Origin of the sequence: Lysobacter sp. cf310, from assembly GCF_900114355.1 — a bacterium.
In the GTDB taxonomy this organism is placed as follows: domain Bacteria; phylum Pseudomonadota; class Gammaproteobacteria; order Xanthomonadales; family Xanthomonadaceae; genus Lysobacter.
The window spans coordinates 204,172-220,678 of sequence record NZ_FOSS01000003.1; the positions used below are offsets into that span (position 1 = coordinate 204,172).

The following is a 16,507-nucleotide window of genomic DNA, read 5'->3' on the forward strand; positions in this document are numbered from 1 at the left end:
CGGCGACGGCTTGCCAGGCGCGTCGTCCGCGCCGCGTCCTCGGTTTCGATCCGCGCCAGCCCGGGGAATCGGCTGATGGAAGACCTGCTCCCGTACTACGAGCGCGAACTGGCGTTCCTGCGTCGCCACGGCAAGGAATTCGCCGAGCGCTATCCCAAGATCGCCGGCCGCCTGCTGATCTCCGGCGACGGCAGCCAGGATCCGCACGTCGAGCGCCTGGTCGAGTCCTTCGCGCTGCTGACGGCGCGAGTGTCGAAGAAGATCGAGGACGACTATCCCGAATTCACCGACGCCTTGCTGGAAGTGCTGTATCCGCATTACCTGCGGCCGTTCCCGTCCTGTTCGATCGTGCGCTTCGACCTCGACAGCCAGTTGGGCAAGCTGAGCCAGGCCGTCAAGGTGGCGCGCGGCACCCTGTTGAATTCCCAGCCGGTGCGCGGCGTCAGCTGCAAGTTCCGCACCAGCTACGACGTGACGCTGGCGCCGATCCGGGTCAAGGCAGCCCGATTCAACCCCATTGCCGCCGCGCCCATGGCCACGACCCTGCCGCCCGGCAGCGGCGCGCAGATATCGCTCACCTTCGAGCTGCTGGGCACCGATGCCCCCAAGGCGATGCAGGGCATCGACCGGCTGCGCCTATTCACCGATGGCGAGCCCTCATTCGTCGCCACCCTGCGCGACGCACTGGCGTTGAACGTGCGCGCGGCCTATCTGGAACAGGAAGACAGCGGCCGCTGGCACAAACTGGCCGCCGTGCCCCTGCAACAGGCCGGGTTCGCCGACGACGAGGCGCTCATCGATTACCCGGACCGTTCGCATCCGGCCTATCGCTTGCTCACCGAAGTGTTCGCTTATCCGGAGAAGTTCGGCTTCTTCGACCTGGATCTGCGTGCGCTGCGCCAGGCCGGCGCCGGCAATCTGTTCACCGTGCACCTCATCCTCAAGGCCGAGGCCGCCGACTCGCCGGTCTCGCGGGCGCTGGAGGCCTTGGGACCGGACAGCGTGCTGACCGGTTGCACGCCGGTCACCAACCTGTTCGCGCAGCAGGGCGAGCCGATCCGCGTCACCCATCGCACGGCCACCTATCCTGTGGTCGCCGATTCGCGCCGGGCCTTCGCCTATGAGGTGCATTCGATCGACTCGGTGGCGCGCGTGCGGCAGACGCCCCAGGGCGAGCACATCACGGAGTTCCGGCCGTTCTATTCGCTGCATCACGGCGAAACGCCCAGCCAGACCGGGCAGTACTGGCTGGCGCATCGCGACGAGCATGTCGCCCGCAGCAGTCCCGGTTACGAAACCGAGATGTCCTTCGTCGATCTCGATTTCAATCCGACCTTGCCGCAAACCGATGTGGTCAGCCTCAAGCTTACCTGCAGCAACCGCGAGCTGCCGACGCAGCTGCCGCACGGCCCCCAAAGCGCGCCGCTGATCCAGGACGGCGGCGGCATGGCCCGCGCCATCACCTTGCTGCGCAAGCCCAGCCGTCCGCTACGGTTCGAGCGCGGCCGCGCCGCCCACTGGCGCCTGATCTCGCACCTTTCGCTCAATCACCTTTCGCTGACCGGCAGCGGCCTGCCCGCGTTCAAGGAAATGCTGCGCCTGTACGACATGGCGCGCTCGGCGGTGTCCAATCGTCAGATCGACGGCATCGTCGGCATCCGTCACGAACCCGCCACCGCCTGGCTGCCCGGCAAGCACTTCACCAGCGTGGTGCGCGGCCTGCACATCAAGATCACCATCGACGAACACAGCTTCGTCGGCGCCGGCATATCCGCGTTCGCCGCCGTGCTCGACCGATTCTTCGGCCTGTACGTGCATGCGAACAGCTTCACCCAACTCACGCTGCTGTCCGCCCATAGCGGCGAGGTCATCGTCCAATGCCCCCCACGAAGCGGCGAATCGATCCTGGTGTAGCGCAACAGCTGCTCGCGGCGCCGCAACGCTTCGGATTCTTCCAGGCGTTGCGCATCCTGGAGTCGCTGTTCGCCAGGCAGGGCATCAAGCGCGGCGAAATGGTCGCGCGCAAGGTGCGCTTCAAGAACACGCTCGCGCTGGGATTCCCGGCCAGCGAGATCGAAGGCGCGGTGGCCTACGGCAACGACGGCGAAGTGCTCGATCACGAGACGTCCATCGAGAACGCGGTCAGCACGCAGCAACTGGCCGAGGTGCATATCACCCCGGCGTTCAGCGGCCTGCTAGGCGGGCAGGGCGCACTGCCGCTGCATTACACCGAACGGCTCGCCGAGCGCGAGACCGTGCATCGCGATCGCGCCGCGCGTGCGTTCCTGGACCTGTTCACCAATCGCGCGCTCGCGCTGCACTACGACGCCTGGAAGAAGTACCGCGTCCCCCTGCAGCACGAACTGGAACGCGACGAACGCTTCCTGCCCATGGTGCTGTCCTTGGTCGGCCTCGGCCAGCCGGCGCTGCGCGATCGCATGGCCGACGGCGGCGCCGGCGAAGTGTTCGACCAGGCCATCGCTCACTATGCAGGCGCCGTCGGCCAGCACCCCACCTCCGCGGCCGCCCTGCAGCGCATCCTGCGCGACTATTTCCAGGTCCCGCTGCGCATCGAGCAGTTCGTCGGCGCCTGGTATTCGGTACCGGAAACGCAGCGGACCCGATTGGGCGCCAGCAACGCCACCTTGGGTTCCACCGCGCTGGCCGGCGACCGGGTCTGGCAGCGCGATCTGCGTATGCGGGTGTGGATCGGTCCGCTGGATCGCGACCGCTTCGACGATTTTCTGCCCGGCGGCAAGGCGGCGCTAGGCCTGGCCAAGTGGCTCAGCCTGCTGACCGGTGCCTGCTTCGAGTACGAGGTCCGTCTGATCCTGAAGGCCGAACACATCACCGGCGTGCGCATGAGCCCCGAGGCCGGCGCGCGCCTGGGCTGGGACAGCTACGTCTGTTCCAAGGCGGCGCAGGCGCCGCGCTCCGACACCAGCTACGACATTCGTACCTTGCAGTAGCCGTACCCTGCAGTAGCCGCACCCCGCAGTAGCCGCTCCATTCCAGCCCCACCGACTCAACGCACGGAACGCCCAGCATGAGCATCAATCTCAAGACCCTGATCGGGAAGCTCAACGACACCAGTCGCCTCGCCGTCGAACGCGCGGCGAATCTCTGCGTGCAGCGCGGCCACTACGAGGTGGACCTGGAGCACCTGTTTCTGGCCTTGCTGGAACAGCCTCGCAGCGATTTCGCGTTGATCGCCCAGCGCAGCGACATCGGCCTGGACTCGCTGCAACGCGACCTGGACCGGGAGATCGGCCGCTTCAAGAACGGCAACACGCGTACGCCGGTGTTTTCCCCGCACCTGCCCACGCTGTTCGAGCACGCATGGCTGCTGGCCTCGCTGGACGCGCAGACCACGCGCATCCGCAGCGGCCATCTGCTGCTGGCCTTGCTGACCGAACCGGGGCTGTCGCAGTTGGCCTACCGCGGCTCGTCGCAGTTCGTGAAGCTCAAGAAGGACGAACTCAAGCACGACTTCGCCACGCTGACCAAGGGTTCGCAGGAAGCCGGGGAGGCGGTCGGCTTCGCGGACGCCGGCGCAGGGCAGGGCAGTAGCGACGCCGAGACGGCCGACCAGGTCGCGCGTGGCGGCTTGGGCAAGACCCCGGCCCTGGACCAGTTCACCACCAACCTGACCGCGCGTGCGCGCGACGGCAAGATCGACCCCGTGGTGGGGCGCGATCCCGAAATCCGCCAGGTCATCGACATTCTGATGCGGCGGCGCCAGAACAACCCCATCCTCACCGGCGAGGCCGGCGTCGGCAAAACCGCGGTCGTGGAGGGCTTGGCGCTGCGCATCGCCGCCAACGACGTGCCGCGCGTGCTGCAGGGCGTGGAACTGCACACGCTGGACATGGGCTTGCTGCAAGCCGGCGCCAGCGTCAAGGGCGAGTTCGAGAATCGCCTGAAGAACGTCATCGACGAGGTGAAGAAGAGCGCGCACCCCATCATCCTGTTCATCGACGAGGCCCACACTATGATCGGCGCCGGCGGACAGGCCGGCCAGAACGACGCGGCCAACCTGTTGAAGCCCGCGCTGGCGCGCGGCGAATTGCGCACCGTCGCCGCCACCACCTGGAGCGAGTACAAGAAGTACTTCGAGAAGGACGCCGCACTGGCGCGCCGCTTCCAGGTCGTCAAGGTGGAAGAACCCAGCGAGGCCCTGTGCGCGGCGATGCTGCGCGGCATGGTCCCGTTGATGGAGCGGCACTTCGGCATCCGCGTGCTCGATGAAGCCATCACCGAAGCCGTGCGCCTGTCGCATCGCTACATCAGCGGCCGTCAGCTGCCGGACAAGGCGATCAGCGTGCTGGACACCGCCTGCGCGAAAGTCGCGCTGGGACAAAGCGCGACGCCGGCGATCATCGAAGAGACCCGCAAGCACCTGGATCGCATCCAGGCCGAACTGGCCACGCTCAAGCGCGAAACCGCCAGCGGCTGGCAGCACGGCGAGCGCACGGCGGAACTGCTGGCGCAACAGGCGCAGGCGCAAGCGAGCCTGGCCGACAACGAAACGCGGCTGGTCAAGGAGCTCGAACTGGCCGAACGCATCCAGGCCCTGCGCACCGAACTGGAAGCGGCCGCCGGCGACGACACGCCTCACGCGGCGGTCGAGCCTCCGTCGGTAGTGGACGAAGACGACGCCATCGGCGATGGCGATGTCGCCGTGGCCGCGCCCACCAAAAAGAAGGCCGCCAAGGGCAAGAAAGCCGAACCCGCGCGCCAGGCCGCGTCGCCCGAGCCCAGGCACGCGCGTCTGCAAGCGCTCATCGGCGAACTGCGCGCCTTGCAGGGCGAAGCCCCGATGGTGCCGCTGCAAGTGGACGGCCACGTCGTGGCCGACATCGTCAGCGCCTGGACCGGCGTGCCGCTGGGGCGCATGGTCAAGAACGAAGTGGCGACCGTACGCAACCTGTACGCGCTGCTGGGCGAACGCGTCATCGGCCAGGATCACGCCCTCGACGCCGTCGCCCAACGCGTGCGAACCGCCACGGCCAAACTCGAAGACCCGAACAAGCCGCGCGGCGTCTTCATGTTCGTCGGCCCCTCCGGCGTGGGCAAGACCGAAACCGCGCTGGCCTTGGCGGACATCCTCTACGGCGGCGAGCGCAAGCTGATCACCATCAACATGAGCGAGTACCAGGAAGCGCACAGCGTGTCCGGCCTGAAGGGCTCGCCCCCGGGGTACGTGGGCTACGGCGAGGGCGGGGTGCTGACCGAAGCGGTGCGTCGCCAGCCCTATAGCGTGGTGCTGCTGGACGAGGTCGAGAAGGCGCATCCGGATGTACTGGAAATGTTCTTCCAGGTGTTCGACAAGGGCAGGATGGACGACGCCGAAGGGCGAGAGATCGACTTCCGCAACACCCTGATCATCCTGACCTCCAACGTGGGCTCGCCGCAGATCATGCAGGCGTGCTTGAACAAGCCGCAGGAAGAAGTGCCCCAGGCCGACGCCCTGGCCGACGCCTTGCGCCCGATCCTGATGAAGTCGTTCAAGCCGGCCTTCCTCGGCCGTTTGAAGGTGGTGCCTTACTATCCGATCAGCGATGAAGTCCTGGTCCAGATCATCGACCTGAAACTGCAACGCATCCGCGACCGCGTCGCCAGCAACCACAAGGCCACGTTCCAGTGGGACGAATCGCTGGTCGATGCCGTGCTGCAGCGCTGCACCGAGGTCGACTCCGGCGCACGCAATGTCGATCACATCCTCAACGGCACCTTGCTACCGGAAATCGCCGAGAGCGTGCTGTCGCGCATGGTCGACGGCGGCAAGATCGAGGCGATCACGGTCGGGGCGGACGAGGCTGGTGGGTTTGTGTATACGATCCGGTAGCTGTCGTAGATCCCACGAGTCTGAAAATCACTTGCAACGCCAACGTCATGCGCGAAAATCGTGGATCTGATGAAGCACCAAGCGGTTAGGGATGCTTATCGGGGGTAGGGAAGAGCAGTTCCCAACCCAAGCAGCTATTCGTAATCTTCTTCACGCATCAAGGATGTTGCGTCATCCCTGCTTGAAGAGGGTTCGTTGGCCTATCGAGCTATCCTTGCGTGCGGTTGGTCTTGCCAGGCCGGGAATCAGGAAGTCAGCGACGCTCCGACCATACTTCGTCTTCTGGACTAGCCACAGCGGCATCCGCCCACGGCCCGACCAGGTGTTGCGCTTGTTCTCGGGGTCGCGGTACTTGGCAGCAACCTTGCTCGCCTTTCGCCGCAATGCACGCTTCTTACCAACAATCTCAGCCGCTGGCTGATCCCCAAAGAGTTCCTCGATCGTATAACCGTACTCAGCGGCGAGTGCGATGATCTTTCGACGCACCAAGGCAATGGGGCGACGACTGGATATCAACTGCCTGCGTTGCTCCGCGGCGATCAGTAGGGACTTCAGCTCCGACAGGCTGAGCTTATCGACATCAATGTTCATGGCGGTTAGCGTCTAGGCATACCTATCCACCTGTCAAGCAACATAGCGATGTCCTGTGGTGAGAACGCGCTTCCGGCAGGAAGTTGCAGCCAGTCGGGGTGGAGGTGGGGTGAGGGTGGGCACGCGCTACGAGCGGCCGGTCGGAGAATGCCGTGCGATCGCGCGCTACGGCGCGGTGTACAACCCATACAAGGAAAGGGGTAGGGCACGGGACGACCGGGGTGCAGGGGCGCTCCTGCTGCTATGGGCGCGCAGGCGCCCGCTCCATTATCGAGCGCGGCCACGGTGGCGGGTAGTTAGGTCAGCGGCTACGGTGATATCGGTGTGCCATTGAAGCCTGGCCCCGCCGCCTGAAAGCGTTTTACCGCACATAATGAAGGCCCGCGGCATTGGTGGGTTTTCTTTTTTATGTGCCCGAGTCTGTTAGGATTTTCCTGTCAACCGGGGGTGGCTTATGCGAATTGGACTCGCACTACTTCTTTTTGCTGTTATTGGACTGGCCTCTGCAGAGGCTGTATACAAATGCGTAGGTAAAGGTGGGGCGGTCAACTACCAAAGCCATCCATGCCCAGCCACGCATCAGGTAGCTAAGTCTTGGGATGCGACTCCCGAACCCCCGCCTAGCGACGCCGAACTTTGGCGGCGTTATCATCAGCGGAAAAAAGCTGATGCAGATTCCAGATACTTCTCACAGCTAGCCGGAACCGCGCGTCGGGGAGGCTCGGCTAGTGTTGTTTACAAGAATACGCCCCATCAGCGCAGCGCGTGCGAAGTGGCTCGCGAAACCCGTGAGTCATTTCTCCTCAACTCGAACACCGATGTAAGCCACGACGTACGCAGGCGTCTCAATGACGCTGTATTCGACGCCTGCGAGTGATCTCTTGAAATGGGGGTTGGCATGACAACTACTCCTGACGATCTGCTCGAACAAATAGACCGTCATTTCGAACACGGGAATCAGGCTTGGCTTCTTGGCGCTGGAATCAGCGTTGATGCCGGCCTTCCGTTAATGTGGCCTCTCACTGCGCGAGTGTGTGATATGGCCAAGGACAAGCCTCACGAAGCGCTTATGAAAGCGCTGCTCGGAGAGCTTCCGGAGACTGCGCACATCGAGCATGTTCTAAGCCAGCTCGGGGACTACGCCGCTATCGCCAAGCGAATGAAAGACAGCAAAGTCAATGTCTCAGGATCATCGTACACCCTCGATGACTTGCAAGCCGCTCATGCTGGAATCGCTCAAGACGTAGCTTCAACCATCCGGTGGGGGTACATCCCCGGCAATGACAAAGAAGGGGTTGCAGCGACCATAGGCGCCCCTGACAACCCATTGGCAACTGTTGATGGCCACGCTGACTTCGTCCGTGTTCTCTTTGAAAAGCGTCAAGCTGGACTCTGGGAGCGACGGAAGCCTGTTTACTTTTTCACTACTAACTACGACACACTTCTTGAGGATGCCCTGGCGCTCGGAAGGTACTCATCCTGGGATGGATTTTCTGGTGGTGCGATAGCCTTTAGAGATCATGTGTATGGAAAAGCAGCTCGAGTAGAAGGAATGCGAGCTGTAGTAGTAAAGCTGCATGGATCTATTGATTGGGTTCTCGGAAAAGATGGCGAAGTATGGCGCGTGAGGGAGACTGACAAGTACCCACCTCGCTACGGGCGCGTTCTCATACACCCCCAATCCACAAAATATGTATCGACTCAAAAGGATCCTTTCGCCGCTCAGTTCGACCTATTTCGAAGAATACTCAACAGCAGCGACGAGCTCGTATTTGCAATTGTCGGCTATAGCTTTGGCGATGACCATGTCAATGAAGAAATCGAAAGAGCTTTATCCAGCAAAGACAATAAGACGACGTTAATTGCATTCTGCCGAGAGAACAATTCTTTGCCGCCAGCCCTGGACGGCTGGCGAAATTCCTCATGGGGTGATCGCGTCTTTGTACTTACGGAGAAATCCATCTACTGGGGCAGTCAAGGCCCGTTCCATCAAAGGAAAGAAGGCGAGCACAACTGGTGGTCCTTTAAGGGAATGACTGGATTCATCGAGAATAGGGGTGAGTGATATGGCTAATTTCGACGTTGTTAAAGAGCTGCGTGTCGGCCATATCGTAGAGGTCTCAGGAACATCGATTCGTGTTGAGCTTGATGGTGACGTAACCGAGCTATCAAGGACTCACGCTGGCCGCGTCTATCCTATCGGCCAGATGGGAAGCATTGTCAAAGTCCACTTTGGACGCAACATCGTGTTCGGCTTTGTCACGCTGCTTCGAATGCGATCAGAAGAGCTGATTGAGCAAGGCAAGATCATTCCGCCCGAAGCCGATCAGCGCATAATGGAAATCGAGCTTTTTTCCGAGGGAGTATGGCGAGTTGGCGAAGAGCTCTTGGAGTTCAAGCGCGGAGTCACCACGTATCCTCTTCCACGGCAGAGCGTCTATCTGCTAACCAGGGGCGAGGCTGACTCACTCTTTACGGCCGCAGAAGGTCTGCGGAGAGATGGAGACTACGATGCGCTTGTGCCCTTTGGTACCTATGTTGGCGCAGACTCTGCATTGTGCAGAACGAATATCGACAAGATGTTTAGCATGCACTGCGCGATTCTTGGCTCGACAGGCTCGGGGAAGTCAGGCGCTGTCGCTGCTCTACTTCACAGTATTCTTGACCACAAGCCGCGCGAGAACGCGGAGTGTCATCCAAGGATCATAATTATCGATCCACACGCTGAGTACGGCGCCGCATTCAAAGAGCGAGCCGTGGTCTATCGCGCGTACGATCCAGTTGGCCACGAGGCTGCGAACGGACAAACGATAAACCTCCCTTACTGGCTAATGTCTGCTGATGAATTTCGTCTTCTTGTGATTGGAAAGACCGAGTTCGAAGCAACCACTCAGCACAACGTGATCTACAAGGCGCTCACTCACGCAAGAATGGTTGCTGCTGGCCTCGTAGACCCAGCACCTCGTGCGTACGGTGGAGATGCACCCGCTGACGGACAGGAAGCGGACGTTCCTAGACCCAAAGCCGGTGTTCAACAGGAGGCGCTTGATTCGTTCGACATGGACAAGCCGCGCCCGTTCTCTCTCGATGAGCTGCTCAGTCACATTTTGTACCTTCAAGCTGCGAGGCTCGACGGTGCAAAGCTGAAGGCAGTTACAGCAACGGATTTCACAAAGAACTTTAAGTCTGTTCTAGACAAGATTGGCGTGCTGCGTCGCGACCCTCGTATTCGCTTCATGATGAAGGAGTGGGAGGAGGGCAGTCCTGACCTGGCGACTATTCTTGGACAGTTCGTTGGAGAAGCAGAGCCTAAGAATAGTGATCTGCGGATTCTCGATATCTCGGGCTTGCCAAACGAAGTCGCCGGCCCTTTGACAGCGGCGTTGGCGCGCCTTCTTTTTCGTTACAAGGTGTACCAAACTGCGGAAGAAAGGCTGCGCGATCCTGTTCTGCTAGTTTGCGAGGAGGCGCATCGGTATGTTCCTGATCGCGGTGAAGCCGAATATGCTGCAGCTCAAGGAGCAATCCGCCGGATCGCTCGTGAGGGAAGGAAGTATGGAATAGGACTGATGCTGGTCAGTCAGCGGCCGGCGGATGTCGAAAGTACAGTCATCGCCCAATGCGGAACTTGGCTGGTTCTTCGTCTCACGAATCAAGCTGATCAACAGCATGTGTCGCGTTTTCTTCCGGATGGTCTATCCGGCATGACGCGTTCGCTGCCAAACTTAGGACAACAAGAAGCGATTTTTGTTGGCGAGGGTGCTGCATTGCCCTCTCGCGTTCGGATTCGCGACTTGCAGAATTCTCAGCTTCCACAGTCGCATAACGCTCGCTTCGCTGAAGGGTGGGCCGGTCCACGACTAACGATTGAAGAGCTCGGAGCGATTACGCGGCGAATGACTGCTTAGCTACTAGCTACCCATTGAGGCTCACACCGGCCAGTTTCAGCAGAGGCGACCAGCACGTCGCACGAAGTAGAGCGATGCTCACGCGCCCTTTGAGTGCTTCTTAACACCTTCGATGAATGAGACGTCCATGGCTGCAAAGCTGGGTGGAGAATCGCTTGGCAGTCGCCAGGGGGCGATGTGCTTCCCATCCTGGGAAACAAGATGGCGGCCTCTCAGCCGCCATCCGGTCCATTCACCAAGCAGGTCTTGATCAGACATTGACCGCTCCGCGCTGTGGGGTCTTTGCTCAGATCGCTTGAGCCAGGCGGAAGGAGGGGGCGCCAAGTCTGGCGGACCTGGCGTCGCAGCCACGCTCGTATATTTAACATAATATGCATTATGCGAAGTATTGCGCAAGGTTCACGCGTGGCTTCGCGCGGCGTTTAGGAAGGCTCTGGCGCGATGGACCGCCGCATGGAGGCTTCAAGATGCGCCCGCCCTGTTGGCCTGAAGGCAAACCCTGTCCGAACACGTGCGCCGGTAATCTTCACCGGCGCTCGGATCGCCAGCCGACGACCGACGCACGAGCCCATCATCCTAGCGACGACGCCATTTCAGCCATAAGATCGCTAAGAAGGAACGCTACTGCTCAGGGGGCGCATGAACATCAAGGGTGGGAGTGATCCGTACCGTTTCGTCACCTTCGTTGGAGTGCGGAACGATTCTCATATGGAATATGGGAAACGAGACAGCGTGGCTTTTAGCCGCGATTTGCGTCGCCTTGCCTATGAACTCGGCGCAATGGGCATCGTAGAGGAAGCGCCACCCGACTTTGTCGCCTTCGTGAAGCCCGCCAAGACGTCGCCTGAGCTTGTCGCACAGGAACTAGCCCTAAGGTATCTCCAGGTGGAGCTGACTGAGGCGGAACGAAATGAACTAGGCATCGTTATTGGCTTCCAGCAGGGCCAGACCGAAGAGTGGGTCACCGAACAGAAGACCAAGAGCTTGCACGTTCGCGAGGCTGGATGGCTGGAGCGCCTCCTCGAAGCGGATGTTTTTCCTGCTATTTTGATCTGCGATGCAAGCCACATTGAGACGTTTTCCGACAAGCTCGTGGCAAGCGGTGTCGAGGTCACGGTCTCCCACACGGACTGGTCTCCGAGCCCATAGGAGAAACAGCAACGGGTTCCTGGGGCTTCAAAGCCAAACAGGCCCTAGCTCGGGACCACCGCCGTACCGATCCCGCACTCAGATCCTGGCCAGGGTCTGCGGCACTGCGTGGCGTCATCGATGGCGACCATCAGGTGTGCCACACCTCGATCCTCAGCGACAGCTTCCGCGCGGTCGGCTCCGCTGGTCCGACGGTCGCTTTTAACAGGCCGTTGAGTTCCCGATTCAAGAACTGCGTGACCGCGGCTGGCACCTCGGGCGCGACGGCCGCCGAGGTGCTGGGTAGATAGGCGTAGTCCAGTGCCAGATCGTAGCTCGACAATATTTTCCATATCGGATCGGGCAACCAGGACCCATTCGGATGCTGCAAATCCGGAGGGACGTACTGGCCCATTGGCTGCGGCCGCTGCAAGCGCAGGCGCAGGCTGATCGGGTCGCCGAGGTTGAGGATGCGGATGGCGAGGATGTTGTCCCGCCGGGTGTTCGCGGCGAGCGCGCTGTTGGGGCCGACGGCTTGTTCCAGGCTGATGGGTGCACTGCCCTCCCCTAATTCGCCGTCCAGCCGCAGCACGGATTGGGTGACGTGCGTGGAATGGGCACGCCTGCGCATCCGGGCCTCGGCTTGGACCAGGTAGCTGCCCAGCGTGTCCAGCGAAATCCAGATGCCGTCGTCGAAGGACTCCTGTACGTCCGCGCCCGGCGCGCTTTGCGTTTGCGTGCTCGCCGGTTCCAGGATGTAGCGATTGCGAAGGTCTAGTCTCTCGGCGTCGAATCCTTCGATGGTCATGCCCAGGATTTCCGACTGTCCGAACTCGATCGCGTGCAGCGCGACACGCAGCTGGCCGAAGATCTCCGAGTACAGCATCAGCGAGTCGCGCAAGCGGCGATTGAGGCCCAGGCCGGAGTTGGCCTCGAACTGCACCACCTTGCGGCGCCACTTCTCGTCGCGTATCGCATTGCGATTCTTCGCCAAGTCGTGGTCGTAGACGGCGATCTTCTTGGCGGCCGAGATCTGGGCGATCTGGCTGTCGATCGCGGACTTCTCGTTCTGCAGACGCAGGGTTTCGTTGCGCTGGTTGGCGGTCTCGAACTTGACGCTGCGCTTGGCATCGGACGACATCGCCGCCCAGACGATGTCGAAGACGGAGCCGGAGAACAGGGCGCTGTAGGGCGCATTCGACACCTTGACCAATTCCGGCGCGCCATTGCCGGGCGTCGAGGTGGAATGGATCAGCGGCCAATAGGACTGAATCAGCGCCCGGTCGACGCGATGCTCGGACGTGTGCCCGGGCGCGTCCGCGCCATGGCTGGTCACGGCCTCGGTCCAGTTCGCGATCACCGTCGCGAAGGCGGTTTGCTCCTTGCGCTTGGCGGCCAGCAAGCCTTCTTGCAGCTGCACTTCGTCGGCAAGGCGGGCCAGCTCGGCGTCCCGCAGCTTCTTGGTCTCCTCGAACTCGTAGGATTCCTGCGCGTAGTTGAACAGGTCGAGCTGCAGCGCCTCGATGCGCCGGCGCAGCTCCAGGCAATCCGACAGCAGCGAGCGGGCGACGCCGATGTTCTCGAGCACGAGAAACGGATTCAGGCCCGGCTCAAGCAAGCTATCCAGCACGGTGATCCGGATCTTGCCGCCTTGCTGCACGATCCCCGACAAGGGAATGTCCTTGGCCTTGTCCCGGATCAGCAACCGCAGCTGAAGGTCCTTGTCGCGCTTCAGGAAGTCCAGCAGTTCGTCGGAATCGGTCGGAATAGGATCCGGGTCGAACCGCAATCGCTGGATCAGCTCGTCGGGCGATTGCACCTTGGAAAACAGCGAATCCGAAGACGACGACATACGCGCACCCCCTGTGCGTTTCAACGTTGACTGCCGCCGTTCGCTCCGGGTATCGGCAGCTCCAGCGCACGAATGATCGCGCGACCGATCTCGTCGGCCATGACGTCGAACCCGCGGCCACGCGAAACGCCGACATCCGCCTTGTAGGTGACGTTGCCTGCCTTGAGCTTCGCGCCGGCGTCGAAACAAGGGCCGGAATCCGGGCAAACCGTATAGGCGTAGACCTGCGCGCCACCCAAGGACGCCCTGCCGAGCTTGGGTCCCAGCCCCAACTCCAGGCCGATGGTCTGCGATCCGTCCATGCCGACGCCGAAGTTCAAGGACGTACCGGCCAAGGGCAGCGGTATCGGCGTCTCGAAGGAGCTGCCCTCCTTCAGGGACTTGGCGTCCAGGAGCATGCTCGGGGATGGAACGTAGTCGATGCTAAGGCTGGGGCCGACCTCGAAGGCCCCCTTCACCGTCAACTCGAAAAACGGCAGCCCCTGATACTCCAGCAGCGTTATCCCCAGGGTCGAGGATTTGCCCTCCGCGTTCCCCAGGGAGTGCAAGCTGATGGCATCGGAGGGGATTCGGATCTGCGAGTCCGGCGATTCGCTGGCGTCGCCTTGCGCGGGATCTTCGGAGTCCCCGCGAGCATCTCGTCCTCTGCGATCCGGATCGGCATCGTCGCGCTCGGCCCGCTGCGGCGGTGGCGAGACATCCATCTCCGGTTGGGCGACCTGACCACGAGGGTACATGGGCATCCTTGCCTTGCCGTACGGTGCGGACTCGGATCATCGCAGCACCGCCACCGGACAAAGTCAAGCGCGCGCCAGGCGCGAGTCGACCGGGTGCCGAAGGCCGGGGGCGTCGCGACGCCGCCCGCGATGCCGCCGCATCGTTCGAATCGGATTCGGACCGGATGCGCCTGCCCTGCCCTGGCCGAACGCAGGCTCAAAGCAACAAGTCCTCGTAGAAGGCGCCACAGCCGACGATGTAGCCGATCTCTCGGTCGTGAGCCGAGCCCTGCCCCGCCGCGGCACGCGTGGATGGGTCCGCACGACCTCCCGGTTCGGCGACATCGTCGAGGCGATCTGAAAAAATATTCGCGAGCGTGTCGATTCGGCGGCCCTGCGTTCGACGCAGCTAATGAACGCCCATTCCGGGCCACACTGGAGCACAGCATGAAGATCACCATCGAAACCGTGGTACGCGCCGACCTGGACCAGGTCTGGAGGGCCTGGAACACCCCGGAGGACATCAAGCAGTGGAACGCTGCCAGCGACGATTGGCACACCACCCACAGCACGGTCGATCTGCGCGAGGGCGGCAAGTTCCTGTCGCGCATGGAGGCCAAGGACGGCAGCTTCGGCTTCGACTTCGAGGGCACCTACACCCGCGTGGTCCCGCAGCAGGCGATCGAGTACCGGATGAGCGACGGCCGCGAAGTCCAGTCCGAGTTCATCGATCAGGCCGACGGCGTCCTGGTCAAGTCCACCTTCGACGCCGAGTCGGAAAACTCGCCGGAAATGCAACGCGCGGGCTGGCAGGCGATCCTCGACAACTTCGCCCGCCATGTCGAAGCGAAGGCCTGACATCCGACGCGAATCGCGGCGCCGTACCGGCGGCGCCGCGGTCTGCTCCGGGCCGCAGGCGCCAGGCCGTTGGACTGCAGGCGTCAGGCGGCACGCCGTGTCGGCCGAGTCGCAGCGATAGGCGCCCAGTCGAGAACGGAAAGTTCGTGCCCGCAATGTTGGCGCAACCTTCCTCCCTAAGATCGGGTTCTCGCCTATCGATCGGGAGTTCGAATGAGTCCAGCATCGCTGCCCCAAACCCCGTCCAAATCCGTGCCGCTGGCGTCTTCCGCAACCGCTTACTCCAGGCTGCGCGACCTCTGGGCGTTTCTGCATACCTGGCTACGCTCGCCTGCGCGTGTCGGCGCGATAGCTCCGTCCAGCGCCGCACTGGCCCGCCTGATGACCAGCGAGGTATGCGCAGCCCCCGGACGGGTGTTGGAGTTGGGCCCCGGCACCGGCGTGTTCACTCGCGCGTTGCTCGAGCGCGGGGTTGCCGAGGAGAACTTGATCTTGGTGGAGGCGGCGCCGGAATTCGCCGCGCTACTGGAACGGCGCTTTCCGGCCGCGCAAGTCCTGCGCGCCGACGCCCGCCAGCTTCCGCGTCGGCTCGCGCGGGTCGACAGCGGGGTCTCCGCCGTGGTCAGCGGCCTGCCGTTACGCAACTTGTCGCGTCGGCACCGGCTCGCCGTACTGCTGGGCGCATTCGGTCATCTCTCTGCCGACGGCGCGTTCTACCAGTTCACCTATGGCGCACGCTTCCCGCTGCCGCGCTCCTGGACGGACCGCCATGGATTCAAGGTGCAAAGGCTGGGTCGTGTCTACGGCAACCTGCCCCCGGCGACGGTGTATCGCGTGACACGGCGGGCGGCCTCGCGCTGGATCGGTGCATGAGTGCGCGATGGCGGTGGCAGAATGCAGCCAACACGACAGGACCGGATCCATGCGCATCCTGCTGATCGAAGACGAGCTTGAGTTCGCGGCGGCCCTGGCGCTGGCCCTGAAACGCTACGACATGGTCGCCGACCACGTCCCTACCTTGGGCGAAGGTCAGGCGGCCGCCATGGGCGATGTCCACGATGCGATCGTGCTCGACAGGAGCCTGCCCGACGGCGATGGCGTCGCGTTGATACCGCGCTTGCGCGCGATGGGACTGCGCACGCCGGTCATCGTGCTGACCGCACGCGGAGATCTGACGGATCGCGTGGTCGGCCTGGACGCCGGCGCCGACGACTACCTGGTCAAACCCTTCGCGATCGAGGAATTGCTCGCGCGGCTACGTGCCGTGTTGCGCCGACCGGCGCGGATGGCATCCGACACGATACGCGTCGGCCTTCTTGCATTCGACCTGGTCGAACGACTGGCGGCGGTCGAAGGAAGACCGTTGGAACTTCCGCGCCGCGAGCTGCTGCTGCTCGAAGCCCTGCTGAGGCGTCGCGGCCGCACCGTGGTGCGTAGCGTGATCGAGGAGGCCGTCTACGGATTTGACGACGATATACAGTCGAACACGCTCGATTCCCACGTTTCTCGCTTACGCCGCAAGTTGGCCGAGGCCGGTGCCGGCGTGGAGATCCACGGCATCCGCGGAATCGGCTACCTGTTGCGGGAAGCCGAATGACCCGAGGGC

The 16,507-nt window shown here is 62.5% G+C and carries 13 protein-coding genes; 10 read left to right on the plus strand and 3 right to left on the minus strand.

What is annotated here, in order from left to right; all coding sequences use genetic code 11:
* Window positions 1-75 precede the first annotated feature (75 nt).
* The 3 genes from tssF (at window position 76) to tssH (ending at window position 5,848) form a co-directional block, all read left to right on the plus strand.
* Complete coding sequence (gene tssF / locus BMZ45_RS12235) at window positions 76-1,914, plus strand: type VI secretion system baseplate subunit TssF (RefSeq protein WP_091636809.1); 1,839 nt, start codon at window positions 76-78, stop codon at window positions 1,912-1,914.
* Entirely contained in the window at window positions 1,878-2,969 is a 1,092-nt protein-coding gene (gene tssG, locus BMZ45_RS12240) for a type VI secretion system baseplate subunit TssG (protein WP_091636811.1), read from the plus strand. Before tssF ends, tssG begins: the two co-directional genes overlap by 37 nt.
* A 77-nt stretch (window positions 2,970-3,046) precedes the next feature.
* Window positions 3,047-5,848, plus strand: a complete 2,802-nt coding sequence (gene tssH / locus BMZ45_RS12245; protein WP_091636813.1) for a type VI secretion system ATPase TssH — start codon at window positions 3,047-3,049, stop codon at window positions 5,846-5,848.
* Window positions 5,849-6,019: 171 nt separating this feature from the next.
* Here the strand turns inward: tssH and BMZ45_RS12250 are convergent, their stop codons facing one another.
* Complete coding sequence (locus BMZ45_RS12250) at window positions 6,020-6,439, minus strand: H-NS histone family protein (RefSeq protein WP_091636815.1); 420 nt, start codon at window positions 6,437-6,439, stop codon at window positions 6,020-6,022.
* Window positions 6,440-6,893: 454 nt separating this feature from the next.
* Here BMZ45_RS12250 and BMZ45_RS12255 point away from each other — a divergent pair, with 454 nt between their 5' ends.
* The 4 genes from BMZ45_RS12255 (at window position 6,894) to BMZ45_RS12270 (ending at window position 11,496) form a co-directional block, all read left to right on the plus strand.
* Window positions 6,894-7,316, plus strand: a complete 423-nt coding sequence (locus BMZ45_RS12255; RefSeq protein ID WP_091636817.1) for a DUF4124 domain-containing protein — start codon at window positions 6,894-6,896, stop codon at window positions 7,314-7,316.
* Between the two features lie 162 nt (window positions 7,317-7,478).
* A complete protein-coding gene (locus BMZ45_RS12260; protein ID WP_217643198.1) occupies window positions 7,479-8,504 on the plus strand; it encodes an SIR2 family protein in 1,026 nt (341 codons plus the stop codon).
* A 1-nt stretch (window position 8,505) separates the two neighbouring features.
* Window positions 8,506-10,347: an ATP-binding protein gene (locus tag BMZ45_RS12265; RefSeq protein ID WP_091636819.1), complete on the plus strand. Its 1,842-nt coding sequence runs from the start codon at window positions 8,506-8,508 to the stop codon at window positions 10,345-10,347.
* A 639-nt stretch (window positions 10,348-10,986) separates the two neighbouring features.
* Window positions 10,987-11,496, plus strand: a complete 510-nt coding sequence (locus BMZ45_RS12270) for a hypothetical protein (RefSeq protein WP_139215479.1) — start codon at window positions 10,987-10,989, stop codon at window positions 11,494-11,496.
* A 130-nt stretch (window positions 11,497-11,626) separates the two neighbouring features.
* Here BMZ45_RS12270 and BMZ45_RS12275 read toward each other — a convergent pair whose 3' ends face one another.
* Both BMZ45_RS12275 and BMZ45_RS12280 read right to left on the minus strand, forming a co-directional pair.
* A complete protein-coding gene (locus tag BMZ45_RS12275) occupies window positions 11,627-13,327 on the minus strand; it encodes a hypothetical protein (protein WP_091636823.1) in 1,701 nt (566 codons plus the stop codon).
* A 20-nt stretch (window positions 13,328-13,347) separates the two neighbouring features.
* Window positions 13,348-14,064, minus strand: a complete 717-nt coding sequence (locus BMZ45_RS12280; protein WP_139215480.1) for a hypothetical protein — start codon at window positions 14,062-14,064, stop codon at window positions 13,348-13,350.
* Window positions 14,065-14,490: 426 nt separating this feature from the next.
* Between BMZ45_RS12280 and BMZ45_RS12285 the strand changes: the two genes are divergently transcribed.
* The 3 genes from BMZ45_RS12285 to BMZ45_RS12295 all read left to right on the plus strand — a co-directional run bounded on the left by BMZ45_RS12285 (window position 14,491) and on the right by BMZ45_RS12295 (window position 16,498).
* Window positions 14,491-14,901, plus strand: coding sequence for an SRPBCC family protein (locus BMZ45_RS12285; RefSeq protein ID WP_091636827.1), 411 nt, complete (start codon window positions 14,491-14,493; stop codon window positions 14,899-14,901).
* Between the two features lie 381 nt (window positions 14,902-15,282).
* Window positions 15,283-15,774 (plus strand): class I SAM-dependent methyltransferase, encoded by a 492-nt coding sequence (locus BMZ45_RS12290; protein WP_254776628.1) that lies wholly within the window; start codon window positions 15,283-15,285, stop codon window positions 15,772-15,774.
* Between the two features lie 49 nt (window positions 15,775-15,823).
* Window positions 15,824-16,498 carry a response regulator gene (locus BMZ45_RS12295; protein ID WP_091636831.1) on the plus strand — a complete coding sequence of 225 codons (675 nt, stop codon included), beginning with the start codon at window positions 15,824-15,826 and terminating at the stop codon, window positions 16,496-16,498.
* Window positions 16,499-16,507 lie beyond the last annotated feature (9 nt).

Coding starts and splice junctions, on each gene's coding strand:
- tssG (WP_091636811.1), top strand. CDS start 1,878: ATGCCCCCCACGAAGCGGCGAATCGATCCTGGTGTAGCGCAACAGCTG.
- BMZ45_RS12290 (WP_254776628.1), top strand. CDS start 15,283: ATGACCAGCGAGGTATGCGCAGCCCCCGGACGGGTGTTGGAGTTGGGC.
- BMZ45_RS12285 (WP_091636827.1), top strand. CDS start 14,491: ATGAAGATCACCATCGAAACCGTGGTACGCGCCGACCTGGACCAGGTC.
- BMZ45_RS12260 (WP_217643198.1), top strand. CDS start 7,479: ATGGCCAAGGACAAGCCTCACGAAGCGCTTATGAAAGCGCTGCTCGGA.
- BMZ45_RS12250 (WP_091636815.1), bottom strand. CDS start 6,439: ATGAACATTGATGTCGATAAGCTCAGCCTGTCGGAGCTGAAGTCCCTA.
- BMZ45_RS12295 (WP_091636831.1), top strand. CDS start 15,824: ATGCGCATCCTGCTGATCGAAGACGAGCTTGAGTTCGCGGCGGCCCTG.
- tssF (WP_091636809.1), top strand. CDS start 76: ATGGAAGACCTGCTCCCGTACTACGAGCGCGAACTGGCGTTCCTGCGT.
- BMZ45_RS12265 (WP_091636819.1), top strand. CDS start 8,506: ATGGCTAATTTCGACGTTGTTAAAGAGCTGCGTGTCGGCCATATCGTA.
- BMZ45_RS12270 (WP_139215479.1), top strand. CDS start 10,987: ATGAACATCAAGGGTGGGAGTGATCCGTACCGTTTCGTCACCTTCGTT.
- BMZ45_RS12275 (WP_091636823.1), bottom strand. CDS start 13,327: ATGTCGTCGTCTTCGGATTCGCTGTTTTCCAAGGTGCAATCGCCCGAC.
- tssH (WP_091636813.1), top strand. CDS start 3,047: ATGAGCATCAATCTCAAGACCCTGATCGGGAAGCTCAACGACACCAGT.
- BMZ45_RS12255 (WP_091636817.1), top strand. CDS start 6,894: ATGCGAATTGGACTCGCACTACTTCTTTTTGCTGTTATTGGACTGGCC.
- BMZ45_RS12280 (WP_139215480.1), bottom strand. CDS start 14,064: ATGTACCCTCGTGGTCAGGTCGCCCAACCGGAGATGGATGTCTCGCCA.